This is a genomic window from Acetobacteraceae bacterium, from assembly GCA_039613835.1.
Taxonomy (GTDB): domain Bacteria; phylum Pseudomonadota; class Alphaproteobacteria; order Acetobacterales; family Acetobacteraceae; genus Sorlinia.
Genome location: CP154827.1, coordinates 505,880 through 532,842, shown reverse-complemented (window position 1 = coordinate 532,842; position 26,963 = coordinate 505,880). Strand labels below are relative to the sequence as shown.

Genomic DNA, 26,963 nt, shown 5'->3' with positions numbered 1-26,963 from the left:
CAGGCGAGTTTAGCAGCTCCCCCTCACCTCTGCCAAGTTTTAAAATGCGCCCAACCCGAGAATCATGGCGCGCGCAATGCCGTTAAGGTCATTGTAACATGCGCGCATTTCCAGCCCGTTTTCCGCCGCCAGATGCCTTACGTCGTGATCCTGCCCCTTGCCCAGCTCCAGCACGGCGATCCCGTCGCGGCGCATCAGGCGTGGAAGGTCAGACAGGATGGCGGCATAGGCGTCCAGACCCGACGCCCCGCCATCGAGGGCAGAGGCAGGTTCGTAATAACGCACTTCCGGCATCAGCCCTGCCAGCTCCCCGGTTCTGATATAAGGCGGGTTGCTCAGGATAATATCGAAGCGCCCTGTCAAGGCGTCACCCCAATGGCTGGTGACAAACCGGGCGCGGCGCTCAAGCTGGTTCAGTTTCGCGTTTTCTCGCGCAAGCTGTGTTGCTTCGGGCACGATATCGACGCCAATGCCCCGCGCATTCGGGTAATGGCTGAGCGCCGCCAGGAGGAGGCAACCCGTCCCCGTGCCGAGATCCAGAATGCGGTAAGGTCTATCCCTCTGCGGCTTGTGATGACGCAGCGCTTCAATCAGAGTCCCGCTATCGGCCCGCGGGATCAATGTATATTCGTTTGTCAGGAAATCCTGCGTCCAGAAACCGCGCGTGCCGGTGATATAGGCGTAGGGCTCCCGTCGCGCGCGGCGGGCAATGACGGCTTCAAACCGCGCCTGCGCCGCGTCATCAAGGCGAAGAATGGTCACGATTGCGGTGAGGTCAATTCCCGCCGCCCAGCGTAGCAGACGTCTCGCCTCCGCCCGTGCGTCCTCAACGCCTGCCTGCGTTAATCGAAGGGTTGCCCTTGCCAGAATGTCACGCACGCGCATTTTATTTAACACTTTTCCGTAAATCGCATTTTATAAGGAGATCATGCCTGCCCGAATTCGCACTCTGCTTTTTTGCGCCTGTTTGATGCTGATCGCAACATCAGCCGCGCAGGCTGGCGCCTTCAAATTGCAGGATCCACGCGCGCCGAATGAGATATTCGAGACGACGCGGCTTTATATTGACGGCAGGCTTGCCGCAGTGATTCACCTGCATGACGGTACGGTCTCGATTCATACGAGAAAATCATCCCGGTAAAAGACGCGCCCCGCGCCCATCATTATGCGCTTTGCGGTGAGATGATCGTCATTGATGAAACGGGCGCGCGGGTCGTCCATCATGTGGAGAGTGAAGGCATTCTCCTCCGGCCTGATGGCCATGTGATCATCGCGGCCGCTGATGATGATCTCGGAGACTTCTTTCTGATAGATGCCTCCGAACCCGGCGCAACCCGGCATGAAAAAGGTAAAGCCGGGATCTGCTCAGGCCCGACCAGCTGAGTTATGAGGGGGCCGAGCCATCATGTCACAGCCCTTCCGCGGCGAGCAGAGCGGTTTGCTCATCCTGCACCAGCGTGTCGATGATTTCGTTAAATTCGCCCAGCATAACGCGGTCAATTTTATGCAGGCTGAGATTAATACGGTGATCCGTGACGCGACCTTGAGGGAAATTATAGGTACGGATCCGCTCCGACCTGTCACCCGTCCCAACCTGGGATTTACGATCGGCTGAGCGGGCGGCGTGGACCTGGGCGCGCTGTTGCTCATAAAGACGTGCGCGTAGGATTTTCATCGCCTTGGCTTTGTTTTTATGCTGACTTTTCTCTTCCTGCATCGCGACGACGATGCCGGAGGGGAGATGGGTGATCCGCACGGCGCTTTCCGTCTTATTAACGTGCTGCCCGCCCGCACCTGAAGCGCGATAAACATCGATGCGCAGATCCGTCTCATCAATATCGACATCCACCGCCTCCGCCTCAGGAAGGACCGCGACCGTCACGGTCGAGGTATGGATGCGTCCCTGCGCTTCCGTCGTCGGCACACGCTGGACGCGATGCACGCCGGATTCGAATTTGAGTTTGGAAAAAACACCGCGGCCGGAAATCGTTGCGACACCACTTCTCAGCCCGGCAAGGTCGCTTTCATCATATTCATCAATTTCAAAGCGCCAGTGATTCAGCTCCGCATAACGTTTGTAAGCGCCGAAAAGCTCCGCCGCGAAAAGAGCTGCTTCATCCCCCCCGGCTGCGGGCCGGATTTCGAGAATGGCGCTCCGCGAATCGGCCTCATCTTTCGGGAGGAGCGCCAGCCGCAATTGTAGCTTCAGCTCAGCGCACTTCGCTTCGGATTCCTGAATTTCAATTTCGGCGAGCTCCTGCATTTCGGGGTCATCCAGCAACTCACGTGCCTGCACCATGCGTTGCGAAACGTCACGAAAAGCCTGCACGGCCTGCACGACGGGGTCGAGATCCGCATATTCCCGCGAGAGCCGGGAAAACGCATCGCCATTCACGTGCCCCTCTGCCATGATCGCAGCGATCTCTTTATGGCGCGCAAGAATGCGATCGAGCCGTTCATCCAACGCCATTGATCAGGCGCCGTGAGTCAGGAAGCGCAACGCCTCATCAATCGGCACTTCCCGCTGCGCACGCAGACTGAGATCCCTGATGATGACGCGGCCTTGCGCCAGCTCATCCGCGCCCATCAGGATGAGGTGCGTTGCCCCCCCTTTTATGGCGCGCTCCATTCGTTTCTTGAAAGCGCCATGAAGGGCCATTTCCGCCCGCACATCGCCTTCACGCAATTTCTGCAACAGGGAGATTGCCTCGGGCAGGCCGGCCTCACCCATGGGGAGGACGACAACATGTTTGCCGTGACTTTCCGGCGGCGCGATGAGGAGGGCGAGGCGTTCAATCCCGCCCGCCCATCCGATGGCGGGGGTCGATGGTCCGCCCATTTCGGCCACAAGCCCCTCATAACGTCCACCCGCAAGCACCGTACCCTGCGCGCCCAATTTCTCCGTCACAAATTCAAAGGCGGTGTGGCTGTAATAATCGAGTCCGCGGACGATATGGGGGTTTTCAGTGTAGGCAACGCCGTAGAGGTCCAGCCCGCGCCGAAGCCCGTCATAAAATTCCCGCGATGCTGGATTGAGGTAATCCGAGAATGACGGTGCGCTTTGCAGCAACAAGCGATCCTGACTGGATTTGCTGTCGATAATGCGCAGAGGGTTCTGGTGCAGCCGCGCCCGACTTTTATCGGAAAGCGCATCCTGATGCGCGACGAAATAGGCGATCAGCGCCTTACGCCACGCGAGACGACTTTCAACATCGCCCAATGTGTTGATCTGTAACGACACATCCTGTTCGAGCCCCAGTTCCCGGAGGATCATCTGCGCCATGGCGATCGTTTCAGCATCGACCAGCGGGTCGGAACTGCCGAGATATTCCGAGCCAATCTGATGAAACTGCCGGAACCGCCCTTTTTGCGGACGCTCATAACGAAACATCGGGCCATTGTAGAAAACACGTTGCGGCAATTTCTGCGTCAAACCGTTTGAGACGAAGGCGCGACATACAGCGGCCGTGCCTTCAGGCCGCAAAGTCAGGCTTTCCCCGCCGCGATCCTCAAAGGAATACATTTCCTTCGTGACCACATCGGAAGTATCTCCGAGCGTTCGGGAAAAAACGCGCGTGTCCTCAAAAATAGGGGTCGACCATTCCTCATAACCATGTCGCGCGGTGACGCGCCGCGCGACATTGATGACATGGGAATGACGGCGCGCTTCGTCGCCGATAAGGTCGTGCGTACCGCGCGCAGGTTGCAGAGATGACATAAAATCAAGCGTTTACTTTTTTAGGTTCATTCTGTTCGGTCTCGGCTGCTTTTTCCGCTTCGATCTTCGCGACGCGGGCCTCCACCAGATCAATAATGTGCGCGATCATATCCTGCCCATCTTCAAGGCGATGATCCTGCCGCCCCGCAGCATACACCATGTGGCGCCCTGCACCCCCGCCCGTTACGCCGAGATCCGTCATCAGTGCCTCTCCCGGCCCATTCACGACGCAACCAATAATGGACAGGGTCAAGGGTGTTTTGATGTGCTGGAGGCGATCCTCCAAGATCTGCACGGTTTCCACGACATTAAAGCCCTGGCGCGCGCAGGATGGGCAGGAAATAATCTTGACGCCGCGATGACGCAGACCGAGCGATTTTAGAATATCCCAACCGACAAGAACTTCCTCCTGCGGAAGCGCAGAGAGGGAGACGCGCATCGTATCACCCACACCGGCCCAGAGCAGATTGCCAAGCCCGATGGAGGATTTTACCGTGCCAGCGCGTTTTGACCCGGCTTCCGTAATGCCGATATGCAGCGGGTGGTCACAGCTATCGGCAAGTTGCTGATAAGCGGCCACGGCCATAAAGACATCAGAAGCTTTGACGCTGATTTTAAATTCATGAAAATCATGATCCTGAAGAATTTTGGCGTGCTCCAGCGCACTCTCAACCAAAGCCTCAGGGTTCGGCTCACCATATTTCTCCAGCAGGTACTTTTCCAGTGAGCCCGCATTCACGCCGATCCGGATGGAGCATCCGTGATCCCGCGCGGCAGAGACGACCTCACGCACACGCTCGGCACTGCCGATATTGCCCGGATTGATACGCAGACAGGCAGAGCCCGCCTTTGCCGCCTCAATCGCCCGCTTATAATGGAAGTGAACATCGGCGACGATCGGCACATTCACCTCATGCACGATCTCAAACAAAGCAGCGGTGCTTTCCTCATCCGGACAGGAAACGCGGACAATATCGACGCCGGCAATCTCAGCGAGGCGGATCTGCTCAATTGTCGCCTTGGCATCTGAGGTCAGCGTATTTGTCATTGTCTGGATGGAAATGGGCGCATCACCTCCCACCGCAACCTTACCGACCATGATCTGCCGGGATTTTCGGCGTTCAATATGTTGATAGGGGCGATATCCGCTCATACTCTCCACAATCCTCCATGAATTGCCGCCCATCGGGTATCGGCGGCGTCCATGACAAATATGACATATAACTAGGCACTCTGGCGCTTAATACCAGAGTTATGACGTGACTTTCCGCCTCTGGCGGCGTTGCGCCGCAAAATCTTTCCTCAAGGTGATACTTGCGTCCTGATTTGGCCGAGCTGACGGTCATTCAAACGGTCACTCTCGGATTTTTCAGGCCGCTTCTTCTGTTTGGAGGCCATTGCACTTGCCGGAGGCGGCTGATTTGGTTTGGTCGCCTCAGGAATCGTTGCAGGCGCGCCTCCGTCCCCTGGCAGATTTGGCGCGGTGACGGGCGGGGAGTCACTCTGCCGCAAAACGGAATCCGACGGATGCGCTTCCGGCGGGACTGATGCCGTGTTGTCGGGCGCGCGACCCTGCGTAATATCTTCTGAAGTCAAAGTGAGGTTGCGGACAACCTGCCCGTTCTCGCCAAGGGGCGCTGTCACAGCATCTCCGAATCTGAAAGCCACCCCGCCCGCATTGCCGGTCGTGATGCGATACGGCGCTTTATCACGCTTGCCGCTACAGATTTCACCGGGTTTGAGCACACGGTTGCACACATCCTGGCCGTCCTTGTCCGTCACGCGCACCCATGTGTTGTGCGATGCCACCAGGTCAAAACCGGTTGGACTTTCCGGAACGGTGGGAATCGGTGAGGAAGGCGTCGCCACTTCCTGCCCGGTTTGGATGGCCTGCCCGCCAGTGGCTGGCATATTGCTGACCGGTGCCGGGATTTGTGCCGCGCTAGGCTGCGCATTATCTATTTCCGGCTGGGTGGCTTGCCCGATAGGCGCTGCGTCTGACCCGGTATTGGCGGGGGTCGCTTCCGCCGCCTGCATGGAGGCTGGCGGCAATGACGATGTTTCCGCGGCTGGGGCCGGGGCGGGTGGCTCCGGCATCACAGCTGCGATTTCCGGCGATAATCCGGCATTTTTCGGCACGGTTTTCGTCGGTCCGGCCGCAAGCTTATCCCGCACGTCCGCGCTGTCATCTCCCGCATAATGATAAATACCGGTATAGGCGATGACGATCAGAACAAGCCCGATTGCCGCCCAGATCGCGACGGGGACACCGCGCCCTACCAGGGGTTCCGGGATGTTCAGGGCTGGGCTGCGCACTTTGGATAAGGGGATGACCGCCTGGAACTCCGACACAATATCATCCGCATCCAGGCCGAGGGCACGTGCATAGCTGCGTAAAAACCCCACCACGTAAACGCCGGAGGGCAGATCCTCCGTTCGCCCTTCTTCAAAAGCAATGAGGTAGGTTTCGCGGATGCGCAGCCAGGCCGCGACATCGCTTAAATCCCAGCCAAGCTTGACCCTCTGTTCTTTGAGACGTTTACCGACGGGGAAATAAGCCGGCGGCTCGGTTCTGGAAGCTTTCCCATTTGACGCCCCACCGCTGCTCATCCGAAAATCGCCTTTCTCGCCTGAAATATCGATTGTTCAACCCGCTTTGCGCTGCATAAGGCTCTGAATCGCTTCATCAACAAGGTCATTTATAATCTGTGCAACGGGTTTGACCGCTTTGACCATACCGACAGATTGCCCCGCCATGACGGAGCCATTCTCGATATCACCATCAATCACGGCCCGTCGGAGGGAGCCAGCCCAAAAATGCTCAATTTCCAATTGTGCGTCTTCCCTGCTCACTTCACCTTCCTGAAAACGACGAAGGATTTCCGCCTGATGCGCCAGAAAACGCCGCGTCCCGTTATTTGTCAGGCCACGAACGGGTATAACGGGGAAACGCTCATCAAGTTGAACAGATGTCACGGCATCGCGCGCATTCGCCCTTAAAAAAGCGGTTTTGAAGTTGTCATGCGCGATACTTTCCTGCGACGCCGCAAAGAGCGTGCCTAATTGCGCGCCGGATGCGCCCATCTCAAGATAACTGAGGATGGCATCACCGCGCGCCAGCCCGCCCGCCACGAAAATCGGCACATCCCGAAGGTAGGGCAGAATCTCCTGCGCGAGGACGTTGAGTGACACTGGCCCGACATGGCCGCCTGCCTCGGAGCCCTCAATAATCAGCGCCTCAATGCCCAGACGGACGAGGCGCTTACCAAGGGCGAGCGCCGGCGCAAAACCCATCGTCCGAGCGCCACCATCACGCAGCGCCTTGATTGTGGCGCCCGCGGGGACACCGCCCGCCAGCACGACATGCCCAACCTTATGCTCAAGACAGACGCGGACGAGGTGATCAAGATCCGGGTGCATCGTGATCAGATTAACGCCAAAAGGCGCGTCCGTCAGCGCGCGGGTGGCGGCCATTTCCAATGCCAGGCGGTCCGGCGACATGACACCGCAGGCAATCACGCCAAACCCCCCAGCATTGGAAATGGCCGCCACGAGGTGACGCTCACTCACCCACGACATGGCTCCACCTAATATGGCCGTTTTTGTGCCGAGGAAGCGACAGCCGTCCGCCCATAGACTGGCGAGCGCGGCCTCCGCACGTGCGCGATTAAGCTCAACCATTCTGACGTCCCCCGTCCTGATCGTCGAGGCCATAGGCTGTGTGCAGGGCGCGCACGGCCAGTTCCAGATATTCCGCCTTGATCAGGACCGAGATCTTGATCTCACTTGTCGATATCGCCTGCACGTTTATTCCCCGCTCTGCGAGTGTTGTAAACATCGTGCTTGCCATCCCGCTATGGGACCGCATCCCGACACCGACCACGCTGATTTTCGCAACATCCTGTGTTGAATGGATCGCGCCGAATTGAATGTCACCTTTCGTCGCCTCGAGCGCGGAAATGGCGGCGGACTGATCCGTCTTGGGGACGGTGAAGGTCATGTTGGTGGAACCATCTGACCCGACACTTTGCACAATCATGTCAACATTGACCCGCGCCGCCGCGAGGGTGGAAAATATGGCCGCCGCAATGCCTGGTCGGTCAGGGAGGTGGCTCACCGTAATTTTCGCCTCATCCAGCGCATAGGCGATCCCCGTCACCAGATCTTTTTCCATAACCTCTTCCTCATCCACAACGGATGAACCCGAGTCATCCGTCGATTCGTCAAAACTGGACAGAACGCGCACGCGCACGCGCTCCCGCATGGCGAGGGCGACGCTGCGGGTCTGCAAAACTTTCGCCCCGACCGATGCCAGCTCGAGCATTTCCTCGAAGGTAATGCGGTCCAGCTTGCGGGCGGCGCTGACAATACGCGGGTCCGTTGTATAAATACCATCTACATCGGTATAAATGTCACAGCGATCCGCTTTCACGGAAGCCGCGATGGCGACAGCCGATGTGTCTGACCCCCCGCGCCCCAAAGTTGCGATGCTGTCCACCTGTGTCGCTGATGGTGCTTCATTCGCCGGGCAGACGCCCTGAAACCCAGCGACAACCGGCACGATGCCGGCCTCAAGGCAGCGAATCAGCTTTGCGTCATCAATGCCCAGAAGATTGGCCTTACCATGCGCATCATCCGTGATGATCGGGATCTGCCAGCCCAGCCAGGATTGGGCCGGCACGCCGATCGCCTGAAGGGCAAGAGCCGTCAACCCGCTTGTCACCTGCTCTCCCGCCGCGACGACGGCGTCATATTCCCGCATGTCAATGTTGGGGGATAAAGCGTGGCAATAGGACACCATTTGATTGGTCACACCCGCCATGGCCGAAACAACGACGACGACCTGCTTCCCGCTTTCCCACTCCGCTTTGACACGGGTCGCCACGGCGCGAATGCGCTCAATATCGGCCACGGAGGTGCCACCGAATTTCATCACGATGCGATTGACTTCATAATTCTTCTGGGGCGCCATCGTGATAAAAACTCCTGAAATGTCGTTTTTTGTATAAACCCCGGCAGGCTCGGTTCAACACCGGGTGAAATCCGGGCGACGACATGTTAAACATGCGCCCAAACGCGGTGAATACAAATTTAACGCCGTTTCGTCCAGTTTTGATGAAGGGTTACGAGGTAGATGAGCAGGGCGTCATCCATATCCGCTGAGGAAATTGCACAGTTCGGACGTTCGGCAGCTTCATGGTGGGACCCGTCAGGGCCCATGCGCCCGCTGCATGACATGAATCCGCTCAGGACAAACTGGAATCATCAATTTTTCAGAGGGCTCGCCAAGCCGGATGGTGAAGCTGTCAGTCTGCTCGATATTGGTTGCGGGGCGGGCATCGCCAGCGAGGCTTATGCGCGACTGGGCTATCAGGTGACCGGGCTGGATGCCTCAGCGGAAGCCATCACGGCGGCGCAATCCCATCAGGAAATTTCCCGCCTGGAAACGGGGAAAGGAAGCCTCACTTACCAACATGGTGCCGCGGAGGATTTCGTTGCTCAGGGCCTGACATTTGACGCCATCAGCGCACTGGAAGTCATTGAACATGTGACAGATGCCGAGATGTTTCTGCATCTCCTCAGCGACCTGACCCGTCCGGGTGGATTGATCGCGATTTCGACCCTGAATCGCACGTTGCGCTCCCTCGCCATCGCCAAATTCGGGGCGGAATATGTGATGCGGCTCCTGCCCGTCGGCACCCATCAATGGCGCAAATTCATCAAACCTTCTGAGCTTGTCCGCGCCGCGCGCGGGGCCGGGCTTAAAATGATCGACATCACGGGCATCCTTTATACAGGTGCCGCCTGCCGCCTGACGTCGGACACGCGCATGAACTATCAGGCGATGTTCCGCAAACAATAAAGCGTCGGGGATGGCGATAGACTCATTTCGTCATTTTACAGGCGGGGCCGATATGGCCCGTATAACGCGTCCATGTCTGAGTCCGTCCTAAGAGCGGGATGCCAAGCAGGTAACCGCGGAGTTTAAGGACATTCGGGCTAGGCGACCAGATTATCGCGTCATAGACCTTACCGCCTTCAGGGTCGAAAATTTTTCCCTGCCATTGCCCGTCCCCCTGAGGCGTGAAACCTGTCAGCATGGTCAGGTCGCATTGTGATCGACCCAGAACATCATGCGGTACGGGCCCTTCATAATCCATACCGACGAGGCGACCGCAGATCTCCGCCCCGCAATGGAAGATATGAAAAACGCCATCCTGCGTTTGCGCCAACCATTTGCCCGTCACGTCGCCCTGCGCAGTGCGATCGCGATGCGCGGGGCTGGCGACGGCATGAAATGAAAAAAGCGCGACCAGAAGTACGGCGGCGCGTGACACAAGCCTAGGCATCATCGATTTGGCCCCAAGGGATGGAGACAAACTCTATGCCTTTTTCCTCAAGAATGTCACGCTCTTGTGAGGAGGCCTGCCCATAAATTCCTTTTGGGATGGTTTCGCGTTTCGCGGCGGATTCGTGGCGTTTAATCGTCTCCGCGGCAAAGCGGCTCCCGACATTCTCGCAATGATCGTCAACGACGCGCCTCAATTGCCGGAGCGCCACACGGAGATGATCCGACATCGGGATCGACCTGGATGGCGACGATGTCCGCGGAAGCGACGCATCAGAATCACTTGAATTTTGCTTCGCGATTGCTAGCGCCATCAACGCTTCATCAACGTGCGTCGTGCCGCAATGAGGGCAGGCGACAAGCTGCGCCGCGCCTTGCTCTGCAAATGATGTGGCGCTTTGAAACCAGCCATCAAATTCATGAGCCTGCGCGCATCGCAGCTTAAAGAAGATCATCCAGCACGCCTTAGAAGCGGGTCGAGTTTCTTCTGCTGCTCCAACGCGTATAATTCTGAGCAACCGCCAATGGCGCGATCATCAATAAAAATCTGCGGCACTGTCCTGCTTCCGCCCGAGCGACGTGTCGCTTCCTCACGCACCGCGCTGCCCCGCGGGACATCGATCTGCTCAAACGCGACGTTCTTCTGCGTCAGCAAAGCGACGGCCTGGGTGCAGTAAGGGCAATGTTCCTGAGTGTAAATTTCAATCTTCGGCATCAATAAAACCATGAATCTTATGGGCAAAGGGAAGGATGTGTCGACCAGAACGGGTCGCGAGCAAAATCGCAACCTCAGCCGCACCGGCATCCAGGAACCGTTGAGAGCAGATGGAGAGCGTTGCACCCGTGGTCAAGATGTCATCAATCAATATGACGCGACGCCCCTGGACCATCCCCCTGTAACGCGGGTTGAGCGTGATGGCCTCCCGCACCTTCTCCATACGGGCATCAGGCCCCAGCCGCGCGAGGGCGCCTGTATGTCGGATGCGCTTCAGCAGGTCCGGCACGCGTTGCAACCGCGCGGAATGCATTCGGCACAGTGACTGCGCGATAATGGCGATTGATTGAACTTGCGCCGCAGCAGACGCCGCCAATGCAGCAGAACCGGCGCGATGAGATCAGCATCGGATAAAAGAGCTGCGCCATGGCGCATCATGGCATGGGCGAAAAATGTCGCGACTTCCGTGCGATCACGATATTTCAGATCGAAAATAAGGGATTGCGTCACATCGCCGAAAATAAATGCAGCGCGCGCTGCCGACCATGGCGGCGGGGAATTCTGACAATATATGCAGAGATGATTGTGATTGAGATGTTTCGCGGCAGGGAGAGGCGCGGCGCATCCATGGCAGAAAGGCGGCGAGATTCGCTCTGTCTGCGCAAAACAAGTCGCGCAAAGCGCGTTGTGTGAAAGGATTTCCGCTTTGCAATGCAGACAGACAGGCGGGAAAGCCACATCCAGAACCTGATCATACCAGGACCGCTACAAAGCACCCGGCAAAAGTCAGTCGCCTTCCGGCAGCACGATCAACGTCACGTGCCGCGCGTCGATCATTTGTTTTCCCTGTTCAGGAAATGTCACGGTGACGCGCCAGGCAATCGCGGATTGGACCTGCCCGATGCCCCATTCCGGACGGGTCGGGCGCCGCACCAACATGCCGGGTTCAAGAAATGTCTGGAATTCGTCTTCCGTGACAACCCCCATCTTTCCGGCCCGGATGGCGGGAGCACCGACGTCATGCCCGCACGACCCGCCCTCACCGTGCCAGGCGCAACGCCCGGACCTTTAAATATATTTCCGCAGAAACGCTTTGACGGCCGGTCCGAGATCGGGACGATCAATCGCGAAAGCGATCTGCGCTTCAAGGAAACCCGCCTTGTCGCCGCAATCATAGCGCGTGCCCTCATAGCGAAGACCATGGAAGGGCATGTCGCCAATGAGCTTTGCCATGGCGTCGGTCAGCTGGACTTCACCGCCGGCACCGCGCTCCAGCTTGGAGAGGTGCGTCATGATCTCGGGGCGCAGAACATACCGGCCGATGATGGAGAGGTTGGACGGCGCAACGGACGGGTCCGGTTTCTCGACCAGCCCTTTCACCTCAACCGTGCGGCCATCATCCTGACCCACATCGAGTATGCCATAGCGATACGTGTAATCGCGCGGGACTTCCGTTACAGCGACGACATTTCCGCCGGTTTCGTTATAGACGTCCACAAGCTGCGACAGGCAGCCGCGCCCACCTTTGATGATGTCATCCGGCAGGAGGATCGCGAAAGGATCATCCCCGATGAAGGACCGTGCGCACCATATGGCATGGCCCAGCCCAAGCGGCTCCTGCTGGCGGACAGCCGCGAGTAACCCGGCTTCGATACTGCTGGGCTCCAGCGTTTCCAGCAATGCCAGCTTGTTCCGCTCCCTCAGGGTCGTCTCAAGCTCAAACGCGACATCAAAATAATCAATGAGGCTGTCTTTGCCCCGGCCCGTGATCAGACAGAACTGATCAATACCCGCCTCTCGCGCTTCGTCAATCGCATATTGCACGAGCGGGCGATCGACGACCGGAAGCATCTCTTTCGGCATGGCTTTTGTCGCGGGAAGGAAGCGTGTCCCCAAACCTGCGACTGGCAATACGGCCTTTCTGAGCGGCTTTTTCAAAACTGAACCCCTATTGATGCGAGCATCGTCACTTATGGTTATCATCGCGACGGCAATGTAAGCGTAGTGTAAATCAAAGGGGGGATTTTTGAATATGGTCATTTCATTTACTTATGACCATTGAGGGAAATGCCACATCCTCTGGGTAAACCCGCCATCACACCGAGCGTCACCCGATGGATGCATCTGATATGACAACCATCTTCTGAGAGAAGTGGTGCGGTCGAGAAGACTCGAACTTCCACGGGGTTTCCCCCACAAGCACCTCAAGCTTGCGCGTATACCATTCCGCCACGACCGCAACGTGACAAGTGTCTTGCAATAAGCGATACCACTCGTCGAAGGGGGCTATAGCTTATGCGGAAGAGTGAGGCAATCATCACGACGGAAAATTTTGAAAAAATAATGTGGAGGACAGCATCATCGCCCGTCAATTATCCGGACGCCCTTGCCGAGATGGCGGCGCATCAGGCACGGATGCAAGCGGGAACGGGGCCGGAATTGATCTGGCTTCTGGAGCATCCACGGCTTTACACATCCGGCACATCAGCCCGCGAGCAGGATCTCTTCAACCCGGACGCTTTGCCGGTTTATGAAGCGGGTCGTGGCGGGCAATGGACCTATCACGGTCCCGGCCAGCGCATCGCCTATCTCATGTTGGACCTTAACCGCCCCCATGGCGACACCCCAGCGCGTGATTTACGCCGCTTCGTCGCGGATCTTGAAAAATGGATCATCGCGACGCTCGGCATGTTCGGAATCGCAGCGGACGTGCGGCCCGGTCGTATCGGCGTCTGGACGACTGACCCGTTAAGCGGGGAAGAGGCCAAGATCGCTGCGATCGGGCTGCGCGTCAGTCGTTGGCTGACGACACATGGCGTCTCCATCAACCTCGCGCCGCGGCTGGAGGATTTTTCCGGCATCGTTCCGTGCGGTATCCGAGATTACGGTGTGACGAGCATCCAGCGATTCCGGCCGGACGTCACGATGGCGGTGCTTGACCGCGCGATGAAAGCGAGCTGGCGCGATATTTTCAGGCAGGCGCCTCAGGATGCGCCGTGACGTCAGGGGCTTTCATGCAGGCTCAACTGAATCTGCTGCTTCCTGACATCCGTGCCGATTAGGTCTTTGAGCCGCAAACCCGCACGGGTCTTCTCGAAATCGAGGGAAAGAAGCCCTTGTGACGGGTTTGCCGCCTCAGCGAGCGAAATGCGCAGCAGGTCCGACGTCTGAACCAGTTGCGTGACCTGTATCGCACGGGTCAGCCGCAAGGGTTTGCGCAGGAGGAGGCCAAGGGGATGCCGGGCAAGACCGATGCGAGTCACCGCGCCATTGGCTTTATCCGTTACGACGAGATGTTGATTTTCAGCCTCCGCTCGCAAGCCATGCGGCACGTCATAAGCGAGAAGCAGATAACCGGGGTGATAAGTAAAGTGACCGCGCCCGGCCCAGTTGCCCGGCCCAACCTGCTCAAAAAAACCGGTAACGGGTTGCGGGCGGTTCAGAGCATTTTCAACATCATGAACCATGGCCTGATCGGAGGGGGAAAGATGACTGATCCCGCCAGAGGCACAGGCACTCAGGAAGGCGGCCAGGCCCATGAAGACGAGATGTCGAAACTTCATGATCATGACGCGCCAGACGTCTGCGTTGTCAATGCCAGGCTGTGCAGGCCGCTCTCAAATTCAGCTTTCAGGAGATCATTGACCTGACGATGGCGGGCAATGCGGGAAAGGCCCTCAAAGCGGTCACTGACGATTTTAACCGCAAAATGCGTCTCCTCCCCTTCTATGCCCAAACGATCCTTATGGCGTGCATGACAATGAGAGACGTCCTTGATTTCAATTTCCTCCGGCACAAGGGCCTCTCGTAAAACGCGCTCGATACGTGCCGCGCGTGTCTCATGGACATTCATTAAGCTTTTCTCCTTGCACCGGACTGGATGACGTCACACATTGATGCGATGACCAAGCGCCGCCAGACACGTCATCGCGCCTTTGACCCCGACCCTGACGCGCCGGGGCGCGTGTGCGACATGCCAGGCTGCACGGCGAATGCCGGTTATCGTGCACCGAAAAGCCGCCAGACGCTACGGGAATATTACTGGTTCTGTCTTGATCATGTCCGTGAATATAACGCCAAATGGGATTTTTATAAGGGCATGACGCCGATTCAGATTGAGACACATCTGCAATCTGACTCATCCTGGCAGCGCCCTTCCTGGAAATTGGGCAGTCTCGGCAAACCCTCGAAATTTGAGGAACGTTTGCGTGATCCGCTCGGTCTGCTCAGCCGTGCGCGCCATGCGCGTGCGCGTTCCCTCCCCCATGACGCGCTGGAACGCCGGGCACCTAAACCCATCAAACAGCACCTCAGTGCGCTCGGGCTCGATTGGCCCCTGACGATGGAGGAACTCCGGGCGCATTACCGCAACCTCGCACGTCAGCACCATCCGGATGCGAATGGCAGCGACCCGCGCGCGGAAGCCCGTTTCAAAGAAATTAACGTGGCGTACACGACGATTCGCGCCTTCCTCTCAGCGCAATGACATGCCGGGGAAGATTTGCATTTGAGACGGAACGCGATATCCTTCCTGAGACAAAATTGAGGTTAAGGACACGCGCCGCGCATGAAGAGCCCCTCGCCCGCCGCCAAAAGGGCCCCAACGACCGAAAACCCCACGGAAAACATCGGAAGAGAATTGAAAGCGCCCGACAGAAAACTGTCCGCGCGTGAGGTTTTCGGCATTGACAGCGACATGGTCGTGCCAGCCTTTTCCGTCCGCACGAGTCACGTGCCGGAAATTGACCCGACCTATCAATTTGACCTGGATACGACGCGCGCCATCCTCGCCGGCTTTGCCTATAACCGCCGGGTTTACGTGCAAGGGTTTCACGGCACGGGTAAGTCATCCCATATTGAGCAGATCGCGGCACGTCTCAACTGGCCGACCGTACGCATCAATCTCGACAGTCATATCTCCCGCATTGACCTGATCGGCAAGGACGCCATCGTGCTTGAGGATGGTAAGCAAATCACCTCTTTCCGTGAAGGTCTCCTTCCCTGGTGTTTTCAGCGGCCTTCCGCCCTGATTTTTGACGAATATGACGCGGGGCGGCCCGATGTCATGTTCGTAATTCAGCGCGTTCTGGAGGCGGAGGGGCATTTGACGCTGCTGGATCAAAATCGCGTCATCAAGCCCGATCCCTGGTTCCGCCTCTTCGCCACCGCCAATACGGTGGGGCTGGGCGATGCGACCGGGCTTTATCACGGCACGCAGCAGATCAATCAGGGGCAGATGGATCGCTGGAACATCGTCGCGATGCTGAATTACCTCCCGCCTGAGCAGGAAGTGCGGATCGTGTGCGCCAAGATGGAAATTCCGCTGGGTGATGATGCCCAGCGTGAGGTTGTTGGCAATATGGTCCAGCTTGCGAAACTGACCCGTGAGGGATTTATGTCCAGGGATCTCGCAACGGTGATGTCGCCGCGCACGGTCATCACCTGGGCCGAAAATACGAAGATTTTCGGTGATCGGCAATTCGCTTTCCGCGTGACATTCCTCAATAAATGCGATGAGGCTGAGAGAGAAATCATCGCCGAATTTTATCAGCGTTGCCTCGGTGAAACGCTGAACCCGCTCTAACGGGTTACGGGCATGAGCTCCCAACCGCCCACCCCGCCAAAGCCGGACCCGGAACTCGGCGAACGTCATCCGGGCGATGGTTTCCGGCGTGCGACGAAGGCAACGCTCCGTGCCATGGCGGGGGACCCCCATCTTGCCGTCACTTTTCTGGAAGGGTCACCGCAGGAGGAGAGCCACGGCACCGTCCGCCTTCCCTACATGCCGCGCCATGTCACCTCGCAGGAGGAAGTCGAGATGCGTGGCGTCGCGGATGCGGAAGCTTTGTTCCGAAAGCATCACGACCCCCGTTTGGACATGTCCAGTCGCATCCCGGACCCGACACGGCGCACAACCTTTGAAGCCATGGAACAGGTGCGGTGTGAAGTTTATGGCGCCCGCATGATGCGGGGCGTGCAGGATAATCTCGCCGCAAGGCTGCAACGCAAATGCTTCATGCAGGGCGCGATGCGTATGCAGGAGAAGGCGGATATGCCGGCGCCGCTCGCGTTTGAACTTCTGTTACGCGACGCCATGATGCCCGGCTCCCTGCCGCACCCGATCGGCCCGGCATTGTCAGCCTGGCGCGACTCCCTTTCAGAGGCAGAGCGGGAGAAATTGCACCATCTCGCCGCCATCCGAGATGACCAGGCAGCTTTCTCCGAGACTTTAATGGAGCTTTTTGCCACGCTTGATGCGCCCGATCACACGCAGGACGCACCGCCACGGGCGACGCAGGATGACGCGGAGCCTGCCCCCTTCCCGGATAAGCCTGACGATGCTGGCGGCGAGGCGTCACAGGATGAACCGTCAGAAAAGGCGGAATCTGAAGGTGATGAGACGAATTATCAAGGTGAAATGGAGGGCGAATTGGGGTGCGATGAAGCCCCGCTTGGCGATGACCTCTCCCCGACAATGTCGAGAGGAGACGGGGAGCCCTCGGACACGGAAGCCGCCCCCTATCGCATTTTCACAACGGAGCATGATGAAGAGGTCAGCGCGTCCGAATTATGCGACCCTGAAGAGCTGGCGCATCTTCGGCACCTTCTCGACCAGCAATTAACGGGCACGCAATCGGTCGTCGCGCGGCTGGCGCATAAATTGCAGCGCCGTTTAATGACGAAACAGCAGCGCTCATGGCAGTTTGATCAGGAAGAGGGCCTCCTCGATGCCACGCGTTTGCCGCGCATCGTCATTAATCCCGCCACGCCCCTGTCATTTAAGATCGAGCATGAGTCCGCTTTTAAAGATACAGTCGTGACTTTGCTGATCGATAATTCCGGCTCTATGCGCGGCCGCCCGATTTCTGTCGCCGCGCTTTGCAGCGATATTCTCGCACGCACGCTTGAGCGTTGTCACGTCAAGACGGAGCTCCTCGGCTTCACAACCCGCACCTGGAAAGGCGGGAAAAGTCGTCAGGACTGGCTTGAGCAAGGCCGACCGGAAAATCCGGGACGCCTGAATGATACGCGGCACATTATCTATAAAAATGCCGATTCCCCTTATCGACGTGCGCGGCTCAATCTCGGCCTCATGCTGAAAGAGGGGCTGCTGAAAGAAAATATTGATGGTGAGGCGTTGCTTTGGGCCTGGCAGCGCCTTCTCAAGCGGCACGAGAAGCGGCGCATCCTGCTGGTGATATCGGATGGTGCGCCGGTGGATGACAGCACGTTTTCAGCCAATAACCACGCTTATCTTGAGGAGCATCTTCGCGCGGTGATTCGCAAGATTGAATCTCAGAAATCGGTGGAATTGCTGGCGATTGGTATCGGCCATGATGTGACGCGATATTACCGCAACAGCGTCACCATCCGCTCAGCGGATGAGCTTAGCGGGACCGTGCTGCAAAAGCTCCTCGACCTTTTTGGTGAGGACTGACCCCCAACCGTCTGGACAGGGTAACGACTGGAACGCACCGCATGACAGCCAGCTCGCGAGACGGCGTCCCGTTTAAACCCTTACCTTTAAATTAACTTAATATCAGTGACTTACGCGACTGGATTGAAATGATTTATTCATTCGTTTCCCTGGCCGCAAGAGTTTGGACGCCCCTAAAACCGGGGCGTTACAACCGCGTGACCGGTCCTAACGGTCCGCAGAAAATTACGATAATTGCGCGCGGCGCCCATTCGTGCCCTAGACTTGCAAACCCCACTTCCGCAACGTTTTGGTGCAGTCTTTCTGGTCAAGCGCGCATTCTATGAGGGTTGGGCCTTCCTTATTGGCGAGGGCCTGACGAATCGCCGTATTAAGCTCCGCCCCGGTCTTTGCATGCAGGCTCAGACCATGGCCGTCCTCTGCATTGAAGACATCCATCAACCCGGCATAATCCCAATTTTTGATCACATTATACGGCCCGTCATGGATCGCAATTTCAATGACATAGCCGCGATTATTAATAAGAAAGATAATGAGCGGTAATTTGTGACGGATCATCTGGGAGACTTCCTGCGCCGTGAGCTGGAAGGAGCCGTCTCCAACCATAACGACATGACGATCCCCCGGCGATCCGATCGCGTTGCCGAACATGCTGGGGATGGACCAGCCAATATGGCCCCACTGCATTTCAAGCTCCAGTCGCGCATGTTTAGGGAGGCTCAAGCGCATGGCATTGAATCACGAATCCCCGTCTCAGCGAAGAGCGTCGTCTCCGGACGTCATGAGTTCCTGAATTTGGCGCGTCATCTCATCATTGATGAGGGGCGCGTCGGTCGGGGTGGGTGCGGGGCTGAAGCAACGCGGTGCGGCGGGAGGTGCAATGGCGCCCCTCTGCTCCAGACGCGTCGTAAGGGCTTCAAGATAGGCTGCGAGTGTGAAGCCGTCATAGCTCGTCTGACAGAGAGTCACACGATCAGGATCCGCGACCAGCACATGTTCACCGTGCGGCATAGCGTGCCAACCGACGGTTGAGAAATCATTGAAGACAGGTGCGAGATAGAGCACCGCATCCGACGTGTTGATCAGTTCCTCCACGCCCGGATCACTCACGAGGCCCCAATAGACACCGCGGAAAGAAGGGTGCGTTTCCGGAAAGAAGGATTTGGCGGCCGCCATGACAGCGACGGGGCTCCCCAATTTTTCAGCCAGAGCGATAGCCGGCTTCTGGGCCTGCGCCGCGCGAATTTTACTCCCGACGATAATGACGGGTTTTTCACGCCCCTCCAGCCAATCGAGCGACGCGTCGAGGGCGGCAGTAAGGCTGGACCTGTCATAATTCAGGGAGGGGTGGCGTGTCGTCATCGGGCCGGGACGCAGACAGGGTGCATCGGCGATGTTACAGGCAATGCTGATATAAGCGGGTTTGCGCTCCGCCAAAGCGGTGCGAATGGCGTAATCGATTTTTTCGGGCGCTGTGGCAGCATCATTGATCTCGACCGCTGCGCAGGTAATCTGCCGCATCATTTCAAGCTGGAAATTATAATCCGTCTTGCCGATCGTATGATGAAGGATGCGTCCGCAGCCTTGATCATTGGAATTGGGCGCGCCGGAAATGAGGATGACAGGCAAATTTTCCGCATAGGCCCCGGCAATGCCATTTGTCGCGGAAAGGGCACCGACGCCGAACGTCACAACCGCCGCCGCCACACCGCGCACCCGTGCATAACCCTCCGCCGCAAAGCTGCAATTCAACTCATTGTAGCAATAAAGCTGCTTAAGATTTTCATGGCTGAGAAGTTGATCGAGAAGGATGAGATTATAATCCCCGGCGACCGCAAAATGATGCTCCACCCCGATCTGGTCAAGGCGCGCCGCCAGATACATGCCGACTGTATACGTCATCGTAAAAAAGTCCTTACCGTTGCCACGCGGGAACGTTAGACCTTGCTCCGATACATATCCAATATATATTCAAGCCAATTTCCATATGTAGGGGATATGGCTGTGGAATTACGGCATCTGCGCTTTCTCACCGCCATCGCGGATCACGGAACCTTCACGCGGGCGGCGGAAGCGTTGCATATGGCGCAACCACCTCTGAGCCAGCAGGTCAAAAGGCTGGAAGATGATCTCGACGTGCGGATTTTTGACCGTTCGGGCCGCGGGGCGGCGCTGACATCGGCTGGCAACATCCTCGTTGAACGAGCGCGCCATTCTCTCCCTCGCGAAGGAATTCGAGACACTCGCCCGTGCGCTTGGCGCCGGGGATCAGGGTCATTTACGGGTGGGTATGGCGGGCGGCGTCTCGCTTCTTCCCTTGATGCCGGCGGCGATTTCCGCTTTTCGGCGTGAGAAGCTCGGTGTCACCGTGACGCTGGAGAAGAGTAACACGCCCGCACTCTGTGCGTCATTGCGCCTCGGCCAGGTCGATATGGCCATCATCCCAGCTTATCTGCAACAGATCCACACGCAGGGCGTGACGTTTCACCCGATCCTGGGAGAAATGCCGCGCGCGACCATTGCCATGGCGACGACACATGCTGCACCCAACAAAGCCGCCACTGCTTTTGTCAACATTTTGAAGAAGCTCTGCGCTTCAAGCGATGGAAAAACCGTTGGCACCTGTTGAATTCCAACGCATTGAAAGCTTTGCGCTTCATGGGACGACGCGCCGACGGGGCGTTTCAAGGCGATCACGGTGCCCCCGTTTTTTTCTCCGCCATGCGGGCAAGGACGGCGGTGACTTTCCGCGCGTAGGCGATACGCTGGGCGTTTGTCATCTCCCGCACGATGGCCAGCTTGTGATCCGCCCTGAGTTTGACGCCTTGTGCCGCGTTGCGCGCGATCCATTTCATCAACCCGTCCGGGTTCGGGAATTGCTGCTTACGGAACTGGATGACCATGCCTTTTGGCCCGACTTCAACCCGCTCCACGCGCGCGCGACGGCAGGCTTTCTTGATTTCGATCACGTTTAGGAGATTCTCAACCTCCGGGGGGATCGGGCCAAAACGATCAATCATCTCCGCGCGCATGGCATCAACTTCCGCCTCACCTTCTAGCACGCCGATACGGCGATAAAGGCCAAGACGCACGGGCAGGTCCTTGACGTAATCTTCCGGGATCAGAACGGGAAGGCCGAGCACGATGATGGGCGTCCAATCCTCATCCCGCGCGCGTACCGCCTCGCCCGTATGGCGGAGGTCACCCACCGCATCCTCCAACATTTGCTGGTAAAGCTCGATACCAACCTCTTTGATATGGCCGGATTGCTCCTCACCCAGCAAATTACCGGCACCGCGCAGGTCGAGGTCATGCGCGGCCAGCGTGAAGCCAGCCTCCAGACTGTCGAGTGACTGCATGATCTCAAGTCGTTTTTCCGCCGCCGGGCTGAGAGGGTGCGTTTGCGGCCAGGTCAGATAAGCGTAACCCCTTTGCTTGCCGCGCCCCACACGCCCGCGCAACTGGTAAAGCTGACCCAACCCGAACATGTCGGCACGATGAATGATCAGCGTATTCACGGCGGGCATATCGAGGCCGCTTTCGACAATGTTGGTCGAAAGCAGGATATCGTGCTTCCCGTCTGAAAATTCCGTCATCACGCGCTCAAGTTCGGTCGCGGCGAGGCGGCCATGGGCCTGCGCGATTTTGGCATCCTGGACAATCTCCCGCAATCTTTCGGACATGCGCTCCATATTCTCGACGCGCGGCACGACGCAGAAAATCTGCCCCCCACGGAACCGCTCACGCTGTATCGCCTTACGGATCATCACGCTGTCGAACGGTGTGATGAAAGTGCGCACGGCCAGGCGGTCTGTCGGGGGTGTCGCAATCAGGCTCATTTCCCGCACGCCCGTCAGGGCAAGTTGCAATGTGCGGGGGAGAGGCGTGGCTGATAATGTCAGCACATGAACATCCTCCCGCAGGGCTTTGAGGCGTTCCTTGTGCGCGACGCCGAAATGCTGTTCCTCATCAATAATCAGCAGGCCGAGATTGGCGAATTTGATCGTTTTTGCCAGAAGCGCATGGGTGCCGATCACAATATCCACCCGGCCCGCCGCGAGCCCCTCCCGCACCCGCGCGGCTTCTGCCGCACTCACCAATCGAGATAATTGGGCAATCTGAATGGGAAAGCCTGAAAATCTCGACGTGAAGCTTCGATAATGCTGCTGCGCCAACAAGGTTGTCGGCACGACGACCGCCACCTGCACCCTGGACATGGCCGCGATAAACGCCGCACGGATAGCGACCTCCGTCTTGCCGAAACCGACATCGCCGCAAATGAGGCGGTCCATCGGCTTGCCTGACGTGAGATCCTCCAGCACATCACTGATGGCCCGCGTCTGATCATCCGTCTCGATGAACGGAAAACCCGCGCAAAATTCGTTCCAGAGCCCTTCCGGCGGTGCCAGATTAGGTGCTTCCCGGATGGATCGCCCAGCCGCCGTACGGATCAACTCCGCCGCCATGTCACGGATGCGCTCCTTCATTTTCGCTTTACGCGCCTGCCAGGCAGGTCCGCCGAGGCGGTCAAGGGCGACGCCATTCTGCTCTGATCCGAAGCGGCTTAATAATTCAATATTCTCAACCGGGAGGTAAAGTTTCTGGTCATTGTCGTAGAGCAGACGCAGGCAATCATGCGGCGCCATCCCGACACTGATGGTTTCCAGCCCCTCATAACGCCCGATGCCGTAATCCGCATGGACGACGAGGTCCCCCTCATTGATCTCCGCAGCTTCTGAGATAAACTGATCGGCCTTGCGCTTACGACGCGGTGGGCACGCGATGCGTCCGCCCAACAGATCCTGCTCGGTGATGAACACCACGCGGTCCGCGATAAAGCCGCGCTCCAGCCCCAGGATAATCAACCCGACGATGCCGGTCGCCACGCCCGCCGCATCGGCCCATGGGTCAAAATTCTCGTAAGCCAGGCCATGATCATCAAGCAGCGCCGCAATCCGCGTGCGGGACCCGGTTGACCATGCCGTGATGTAAACGCGCCGCCCCTGTGCCGCCCAATCCTTCACCTGACGCTTCAGATCCTGAAAGACGCCTTCCCGCGTTTGATCTTTCCCACGGGCGAAGACAAGGCCCGCCCGCGCACCGGCATCCAGCCCGACCCCGACATCCGGTTTGGCAAACGGGCTGATCTTGATGCATTTCTGTCGGCTCAGCATGGCATCCCAACCGGCGCGGTCGAGATAAAGCCGATGGGGCGGCAGGGCGCGATAAAGCGCTTCGCCCTCATGAGCGAGTTCCCGCCGCGCCGCGTAATAGTCCTTGATCATCTCCAGCCGGTTGAGCAGGATTTCCTCAAGCTGATAATCCGCGCTGACAGCCGCATCCAGGATATAATCAAAGATGTTCTCAAGTTCCGGGTAGAAGAGCGGCAGATGATGCTCAATACCCGGATGGCGGCGCATTTCCGAAATATGCTCATAAAGGGTGTCACGCACTGAGGAAGGGTCGAAAGCATCCCGCCACCCGGTGCGGAAGCGACTGACTGCCTCCGGCGTCAGCATATATTCCGTCACCGGCCGTAATTCAAAAATTTTGACCGGCGTCGTCGAGATTTGAGTCTGGACGTCGAAACGCCGGATATTTTCGACTTCATCGCCGAAGAGATCAATACGCAGGGGTGCGGCTTCGGAAGGGGGGAAAAGGTCAAATATCCCCCCCCGACTGGCGAACTCACCCGGCTCCCTGACTGTGTCAGTGCGGCTATAGCCACTCGCGGTAAGGAGGGCGATCAGTGTTTCCGGATCACAGGATTCTCCGACGGAAATCCGCATCGTCTGCCCCTGAAACACATCACGCGGGGTGACGCGCTGCACCAGAGCGGCCACCGTCGTCAGCACCACGCGTCGCCCCTTCGGCGCGTCCAGAAGGCGGGACAAAGTATCGGCGCGCTCGGCAATAATCACCGGGTGTGGTGAGACGCGGTCATAAGGCAGGCAGTCCCAGGCGGGGAAGCGCAGGATTTCCAAAGTGGGTTCAAGGTAATTGAGCACATCGCCAATGACGGCGATTGCCGCGTCTTCCCGGGCAATGTGCACAAGCGTCCCCTTATGCTCACTCAACCGCGTGCGAAGGAAAAACGCGGCATAAGAGTCCGGCACACCCCAAAGGGTCGGATAATCAACTGTCTGTCCCACGATGACGCCTTTTTACCTCACAAGCTATAAAGTCACTCTGTCGCCCTTCAGGAAGACGTCTTGTTGTTCATGTGGGTTTTCCTATAACGGTTGAGGGTTGTCGTGTCAGCCCGTCAGGTGAATGGATGAACGAGACAGAACCCGAAGACATGTTTGCGCCCCTTGACGCCCCGCTCCTCTCTTTGCCGGGGGTCGGGGCCCGCGCGGCGCCCCTTTTGACGAAAGTTGCGGGCGGTCAACGCGTGATGGATCTCCTCCTGACCCTGCCCGACCGTTATATTCACCGTGCCCATCCTGTCCCGCTGGCGCAGGCGGCGGAAGCCTGCCTTGCGGGCGATATTGTGACGACAACAGGTCGTGTCGCGCGCATTGAGAGATCATCGAGACCGCGCCAACCCTCCCACATCTTTCTGCGGGATGAAAATGCTGAAATTGACCTCGTCTTTTTCAATTCCGCTTTTATCCGCAATCTTGCCATCGGGCAGTCTATCGCCGTCTCGGGCATTGTGGAGCTTTATCATGGCCGGCTGACCATGCCGCAACCTGATTACCTCGTCCCGGCGGAACGTCGGCATATGATCCCGGCAATTGAGCCTATCTGGCCTTTAACGGCCGGGTTATTCACCTCGACCATGCGCCGCGCTGTCTCCGCCGCTCTTGCCACCCTTCCCCCTCTGCCTGAATGGCTGGACCCGGCGCTGTTGTGCACACAGAAATGGCCGCACTTCAAAGACGCCCTCATCACCCTCCATGCCCCGGACCGCGTGATCAAGCCTGGTCATGAAAGTGAATGGCAGGACCTGCAACGTGGCGCGCGGGAGCGGCTTGCCTGTGACCGGCTTTTTCATGACCAACTTGCGCTGGGTGCAACGCGCATGCGGCTTCGGCAGCAGACGGGCAGTGCATTAATCGGCACGGTCCGCCTGCAAAAAGAAGCGCTCAGCCGCTTCGGCCATGATCTGACATCTGCCCAGCAACGCGTCATTCATGAAATCACTGCGGATCTGACCCAGCCCAGCCCGATGCTTCGCCTTCTTCAGGGGGATGTGGGGTCCGGCAAGACGATCGTTGCGCTGATGGCCATGCTCCATGCTGTGGAAGCGGATATGCAGGCCGCGATGATGGCGCCGACTGAACTCCTGGCGCGACAGCATTTCACGACGATCTCCGCCCTCTCACCGGTCAAGACCGTCTTTTTATCCGGCAATGTCAAAGGGAAGGCGCGGCGTGAGGCGCTGGCGGCCATTGCTGATGGGTCCGCCTGCATTGTGATTGGCACGCACGCTTTGTTTCAGGATGGGGTGGCGTTTGCGAAGCTTGGCCTTTGCGTCATTGATGAGCAACATCGCTTCGGCGTCACGCAGCGCGTGAAATTGAGCAATAAGGGCGAGAACGTCAATATGCTCGTCATGACGGCCACCCCGATCCCCCGCACGCTTCTTCTGACACGTTGGGGGGAGCTTGCAGTAAGCCGTATTGATGAAAAACCGAAGGGACGCCTGCCCATCCAGACATCCCTACATCCCCTCAGCAGCATAAACGAGGTTTATCATGCGATCGGGCGCAAAATCTCGGAACAGGCTCAGATTTACTGGGTCTGCCCTCTGATAGAGGAAAGTGAGAAACTGGACCTCGCCGCGGCGGAGGCGCGCTATGAAAGTCTTGAGCGTTTCTTTCCCGGAAAAGTCGCTGTGGTGCATGGGCGTCAGGACAGTGCGACGCGCCAGGCGATTTTGCAGCAATTTCGGGAGGGGCTGTATAAAATCCTCGTTGCAACGACCGTGATTGAGGTTGGCGTGGATGTCCCGCAAGCTTCCGTCATGGTGATTGAACATGCGGAGCGGTTCGGCCTGGCCCAGTTGCACCAGTTGCGCGGCCGTGTCGGGCGAGGACATAAGCGGTCATATTGTCTGCTGCTTTTTGACAAGACGACGTCTTTCAACGCCCAGCAACGCCTTACCCTGCTGAAACAGACGGAAGACGGCTTTCTCATCGCGGAGGAGGATCATCGATTGCGCGGCGGCGGTGATGTTGCCGGGCGACGTCAGACCGGACTGCCGGACCCCCGCTTGTTAAATGGAGTCCCGCTGGAGAAGATACTGGAAATCGCGCGTCAACTCAGTGACGCCTACTGGCGGAAAACACAATCGGGCGTTACAGATGACAATGATCAATACAGGTTACTTACACGCATATTTAATGGTGACCAGCCTTTGGATTTGCTCGCATCTGGTTAAAATAGGTTATACAGTCCCCTGATAGGTGAACTGGGCGCATTTAACGCTACATTACACGGCCTCGGCCTGATCGCGCCGCGATGCCGGTGATGAAAGATGGATTTCAAAAATGTCGAATCTTCCGTCGCACCAAACCGAAGAGTCGATATTGGACATGTCTCGGCACCTGCTCGGCGCGGACCGCCTCGTCCTTTTGACGCTCAACGATAAAAACACCCGGTACGGGTCATCGCACGGGGCCGCGTGGACCTGCCCTCCGTTGAAAGCGTGATGCCCTCTTTGCGTGATCACGCCGCGCATATTGAAATCGCTGAAACGAGGGTGGCGACAGTCTTTGGGTGATATGATGACAGA

The 26,963-nt window shown here is 57.8% G+C and carries 26 protein-coding genes, 1 tRNA gene and 2 pseudogenes; 9 read left to right on the top strand and 20 right to left on the bottom strand.

Features of this window, described 5'->3' with window-relative positions; translation table 11 throughout:
* Positions 1-39: 39 nt before the first annotated feature.
* Positions 40-885, bottom strand: a complete 846-nt coding sequence (gene prmC / locus AAYR33_03000; protein XAO71914.1) for a peptide chain release factor N(5)-glutamine methyltransferase — start codon at positions 883-885, stop codon at positions 40-42.
* A 100-nt stretch (positions 886-985) separates the two neighbouring features.
* Complete coding sequence (locus tag AAYR33_02995) at positions 986-1,120, bottom strand: hypothetical protein (protein ID XAO71913.1); 135 nt, start codon at positions 1,118-1,120, stop codon at positions 986-988.
* A gap of 62 nt (positions 1,121-1,182) precedes the next feature.
* On the opposite strand from AAYR33_02995, the gene AAYR33_02990 reads away from it, so the two are divergent.
* Entirely contained in the window at positions 1,183-1,383 is a 201-nt protein-coding gene (locus AAYR33_02990) for a hypothetical protein (protein ID XAO71912.1), read from the top strand.
* 25 nt (positions 1,384-1,408) lie between these two features.
* Here AAYR33_02990 and prfA read toward each other — a convergent pair whose 3' ends face one another.
* The 6 genes from prfA to AAYR33_02960 form a co-directional block, all read right to left on the bottom strand.
* Positions 1,409-2,470, bottom strand: coding sequence for a peptide chain release factor 1 (prfA, locus tag AAYR33_02985; GenBank protein XAO71911.1), 1,062 nt, complete (start codon positions 2,468-2,470; stop codon positions 1,409-1,411).
* Positions 2,471-2,473: 3 nt separating this feature from the next.
* A complete protein-coding gene (hisS, locus tag AAYR33_02980; protein ID XAO71910.1) occupies positions 2,474-3,718 on the bottom strand; it encodes a histidine--tRNA ligase in 1,245 nt (414 codons plus the stop codon).
* A 4-nt stretch (positions 3,719-3,722) separates the two neighbouring features.
* The gene (gene ispG, locus AAYR33_02975; protein XAO71909.1) at positions 3,723-4,871 is read right to left on the bottom strand and encodes a flavodoxin-dependent (E)-4-hydroxy-3-methylbut-2-enyl-diphosphate synthase; all 1,149 of its coding nucleotides are present in this window, start codon (positions 4,869-4,871) and stop codon (positions 3,723-3,725) included.
* A 149-nt stretch (positions 4,872-5,020) separates the two neighbouring features.
* Complete coding sequence (locus AAYR33_02970) at positions 5,021-6,328, bottom strand: RodZ domain-containing protein (protein XAO71908.1); 1,308 nt, start codon at positions 6,326-6,328, stop codon at positions 5,021-5,023.
* A 36-nt stretch (positions 6,329-6,364) separates the two neighbouring features.
* Positions 6,365-7,399: a nitronate monooxygenase gene (locus AAYR33_02965; protein ID XAO71907.1), complete on the bottom strand. Its 1,035-nt coding sequence runs from the start codon at positions 7,397-7,399 to the stop codon at positions 6,365-6,367.
* On the bottom strand, positions 7,392-8,690 hold the full coding sequence (locus AAYR33_02960; GenBank protein XAO71906.1) for an aspartate kinase: 1,299 nt from the start codon (positions 8,688-8,690) through the stop codon (positions 7,392-7,394). Before AAYR33_02960 ends, AAYR33_02965 begins: the two co-directional genes overlap by 8 nt.
* Positions 8,691-8,852: 162 nt before the next feature.
* Between AAYR33_02960 and ubiG the strand changes: the two genes are divergently transcribed.
* The gene (ubiG, locus tag AAYR33_02955; protein ID XAO71905.1) at positions 8,853-9,581 is read left to right on the top strand and encodes a bifunctional 2-polyprenyl-6-hydroxyphenol methylase/3-demethylubiquinol 3-O-methyltransferase UbiG; all 729 of its coding nucleotides are present in this window, start codon (positions 8,853-8,855) and stop codon (positions 9,579-9,581) included.
* A gap of 22 nt (positions 9,582-9,603) precedes the next feature.
* Here the strand turns inward: ubiG and AAYR33_02950 are convergent, their stop codons facing one another.
* The 8 genes from AAYR33_02950 to AAYR33_02915 form a co-directional block, all read right to left on the bottom strand.
* A complete protein-coding gene (locus tag AAYR33_02950; protein ID XAO71904.1) occupies positions 9,604-10,071 on the bottom strand; it encodes a DUF2147 domain-containing protein in 468 nt (155 codons plus the stop codon).
* Positions 10,061-10,522 carry a DUF1178 family protein gene (locus tag AAYR33_02945; GenBank protein XAO71903.1) on the bottom strand — a complete coding sequence of 154 codons (462 nt, stop codon included), beginning with the start codon at positions 10,520-10,522 and terminating at the stop codon, positions 10,061-10,063. Before AAYR33_02945 ends, AAYR33_02950 begins: the two co-directional genes overlap by 11 nt.
* Positions 10,519-10,782, bottom strand: coding sequence for a glutaredoxin 3 (gene grxC / locus AAYR33_02940; protein XAO71902.1), 264 nt, complete (start codon positions 10,780-10,782; stop codon positions 10,519-10,521). The genes AAYR33_02945 and grxC overlap by 4 nt, the downstream gene beginning before the upstream one ends.
* A complete protein-coding gene (locus tag AAYR33_02935; protein ID XAO71901.1) occupies positions 10,769-11,095 on the bottom strand; it encodes a hypothetical protein in 327 nt (108 codons plus the stop codon). The genes grxC and AAYR33_02935 overlap by 14 nt, the downstream gene beginning before the upstream one ends.
* On the bottom strand, positions 11,056-11,520 hold the full coding sequence (locus AAYR33_02930; protein XAO71900.1) for a double zinc ribbon domain-containing protein: 465 nt from the start codon (positions 11,518-11,520) through the stop codon (positions 11,056-11,058). Before AAYR33_02930 ends, AAYR33_02935 begins: the two co-directional genes overlap by 40 nt.
* A gap of 48 nt (positions 11,521-11,568) precedes the next feature.
* Positions 11,569-11,769 carry a DUF3553 domain-containing protein gene (locus AAYR33_02925; protein ID XAO71899.1) on the bottom strand — a complete coding sequence of 67 codons (201 nt, stop codon included), beginning with the start codon at positions 11,767-11,769 and terminating at the stop codon, positions 11,569-11,571.
* An 81-nt stretch (positions 11,770-11,850) separates the two neighbouring features.
* Complete coding sequence (gene galU / locus AAYR33_02920) at positions 11,851-12,765, bottom strand: UTP--glucose-1-phosphate uridylyltransferase GalU (protein ID XAO71898.1); 915 nt, start codon at positions 12,763-12,765, stop codon at positions 11,851-11,853.
* Positions 12,766-12,935: 170 nt separating this feature from the next.
* Positions 12,936-13,021, bottom strand: a tRNA-Leu gene (locus tag AAYR33_02915).
* A gap of 56 nt (positions 13,022-13,077) precedes the next feature.
* Here AAYR33_02915 and lipB point away from each other — a divergent pair.
* Positions 13,078-13,782: a lipoyl(octanoyl) transferase LipB gene (gene lipB / locus AAYR33_02910; protein ID XAO71897.1), complete on the top strand. Its 705-nt coding sequence runs from the start codon at positions 13,078-13,080 to the stop codon at positions 13,780-13,782.
* Between the two features lie 2 nt (positions 13,783-13,784).
* Here lipB and AAYR33_02905 read toward each other — a convergent pair whose 3' ends face one another.
* Entirely contained in the window at positions 13,785-14,345 is a 561-nt protein-coding gene (locus tag AAYR33_02905; GenBank protein XAO71896.1) for an outer membrane lipoprotein carrier protein LolA, read from the bottom strand.
* A gap of 2 nt (positions 14,346-14,347) precedes the next feature.
* Positions 14,348-14,635: a BolA family protein gene (locus tag AAYR33_02900; protein ID XAO71895.1), complete on the bottom strand. Its 288-nt coding sequence runs from the start codon at positions 14,633-14,635 to the stop codon at positions 14,348-14,350.
* Between the two features lie 48 nt (positions 14,636-14,683).
* On the opposite strand from AAYR33_02900, the gene AAYR33_02895 reads away from it, so the two are divergent.
* From AAYR33_02895 to AAYR33_02885, 3 genes are all read left to right on the top strand, one after another.
* On the top strand, positions 14,684-15,268 hold the full coding sequence (locus AAYR33_02895; protein ID XAO72358.1) for a J domain-containing protein: 585 nt from the start codon (positions 14,684-14,686) through the stop codon (positions 15,266-15,268).
* Between the two features lie 153 nt (positions 15,269-15,421).
* Positions 15,422-16,366: an AAA family ATPase gene (locus AAYR33_02890; protein XAO71894.1), complete on the top strand. Its 945-nt coding sequence runs from the start codon at positions 15,422-15,424 to the stop codon at positions 16,364-16,366.
* 12 nt (positions 16,367-16,378) lie between these two features.
* Positions 16,379-18,220: a cobaltochelatase subunit CobT gene (locus AAYR33_02885; protein ID XAO71893.1), complete on the top strand. Its 1,842-nt coding sequence runs from the start codon at positions 16,379-16,381 to the stop codon at positions 18,218-18,220.
* A 258-nt stretch (positions 18,221-18,478) separates the two neighbouring features.
* Here AAYR33_02885 and AAYR33_02880 read toward each other — a convergent pair.
* Positions 18,479-20,122, bottom strand: a pseudogene (locus tag AAYR33_02880) (thiamine pyrophosphate-binding protein).
* A gap of 96 nt (positions 20,123-20,218) precedes the next feature.
* Here AAYR33_02880 and AAYR33_02875 point away from each other — a divergent pair.
* Together AAYR33_02875 and AAYR33_02870 are read left to right on the top strand one after the other, a co-directional pair.
* Positions 20,219-20,347: pseudogene (locus AAYR33_02875) on the top strand (LysR family transcriptional regulator).
* A 70-nt stretch (positions 20,348-20,417) separates the two neighbouring features.
* Positions 20,418-20,849, top strand: coding sequence for a LysR substrate-binding domain-containing protein (locus tag AAYR33_02870; GenBank protein ID XAO71892.1), 432 nt, complete (start codon positions 20,418-20,420; stop codon positions 20,847-20,849).
* 64 nt (positions 20,850-20,913) lie between these two features.
* Here AAYR33_02870 and mfd read toward each other — a convergent pair whose 3' ends face one another.
* On the bottom strand, positions 20,914-24,372 hold the full coding sequence (gene mfd / locus AAYR33_02865) for a transcription-repair coupling factor (protein ID XAO71891.1): 3,459 nt from the start codon (positions 24,370-24,372) through the stop codon (positions 20,914-20,916).
* A 149-nt stretch (positions 24,373-24,521) separates the two neighbouring features.
* On the opposite strand from mfd, the gene AAYR33_02860 reads away from it, so the two are divergent.
* Positions 24,522-26,609 carry an ATP-dependent DNA helicase RecG gene (locus AAYR33_02860; GenBank protein XAO71890.1) on the top strand — a complete coding sequence of 696 codons (2,088 nt, stop codon included), beginning with the start codon at positions 24,522-24,524 and terminating at the stop codon, positions 26,607-26,609.
* Positions 26,610-26,963 lie beyond the last annotated feature (354 nt).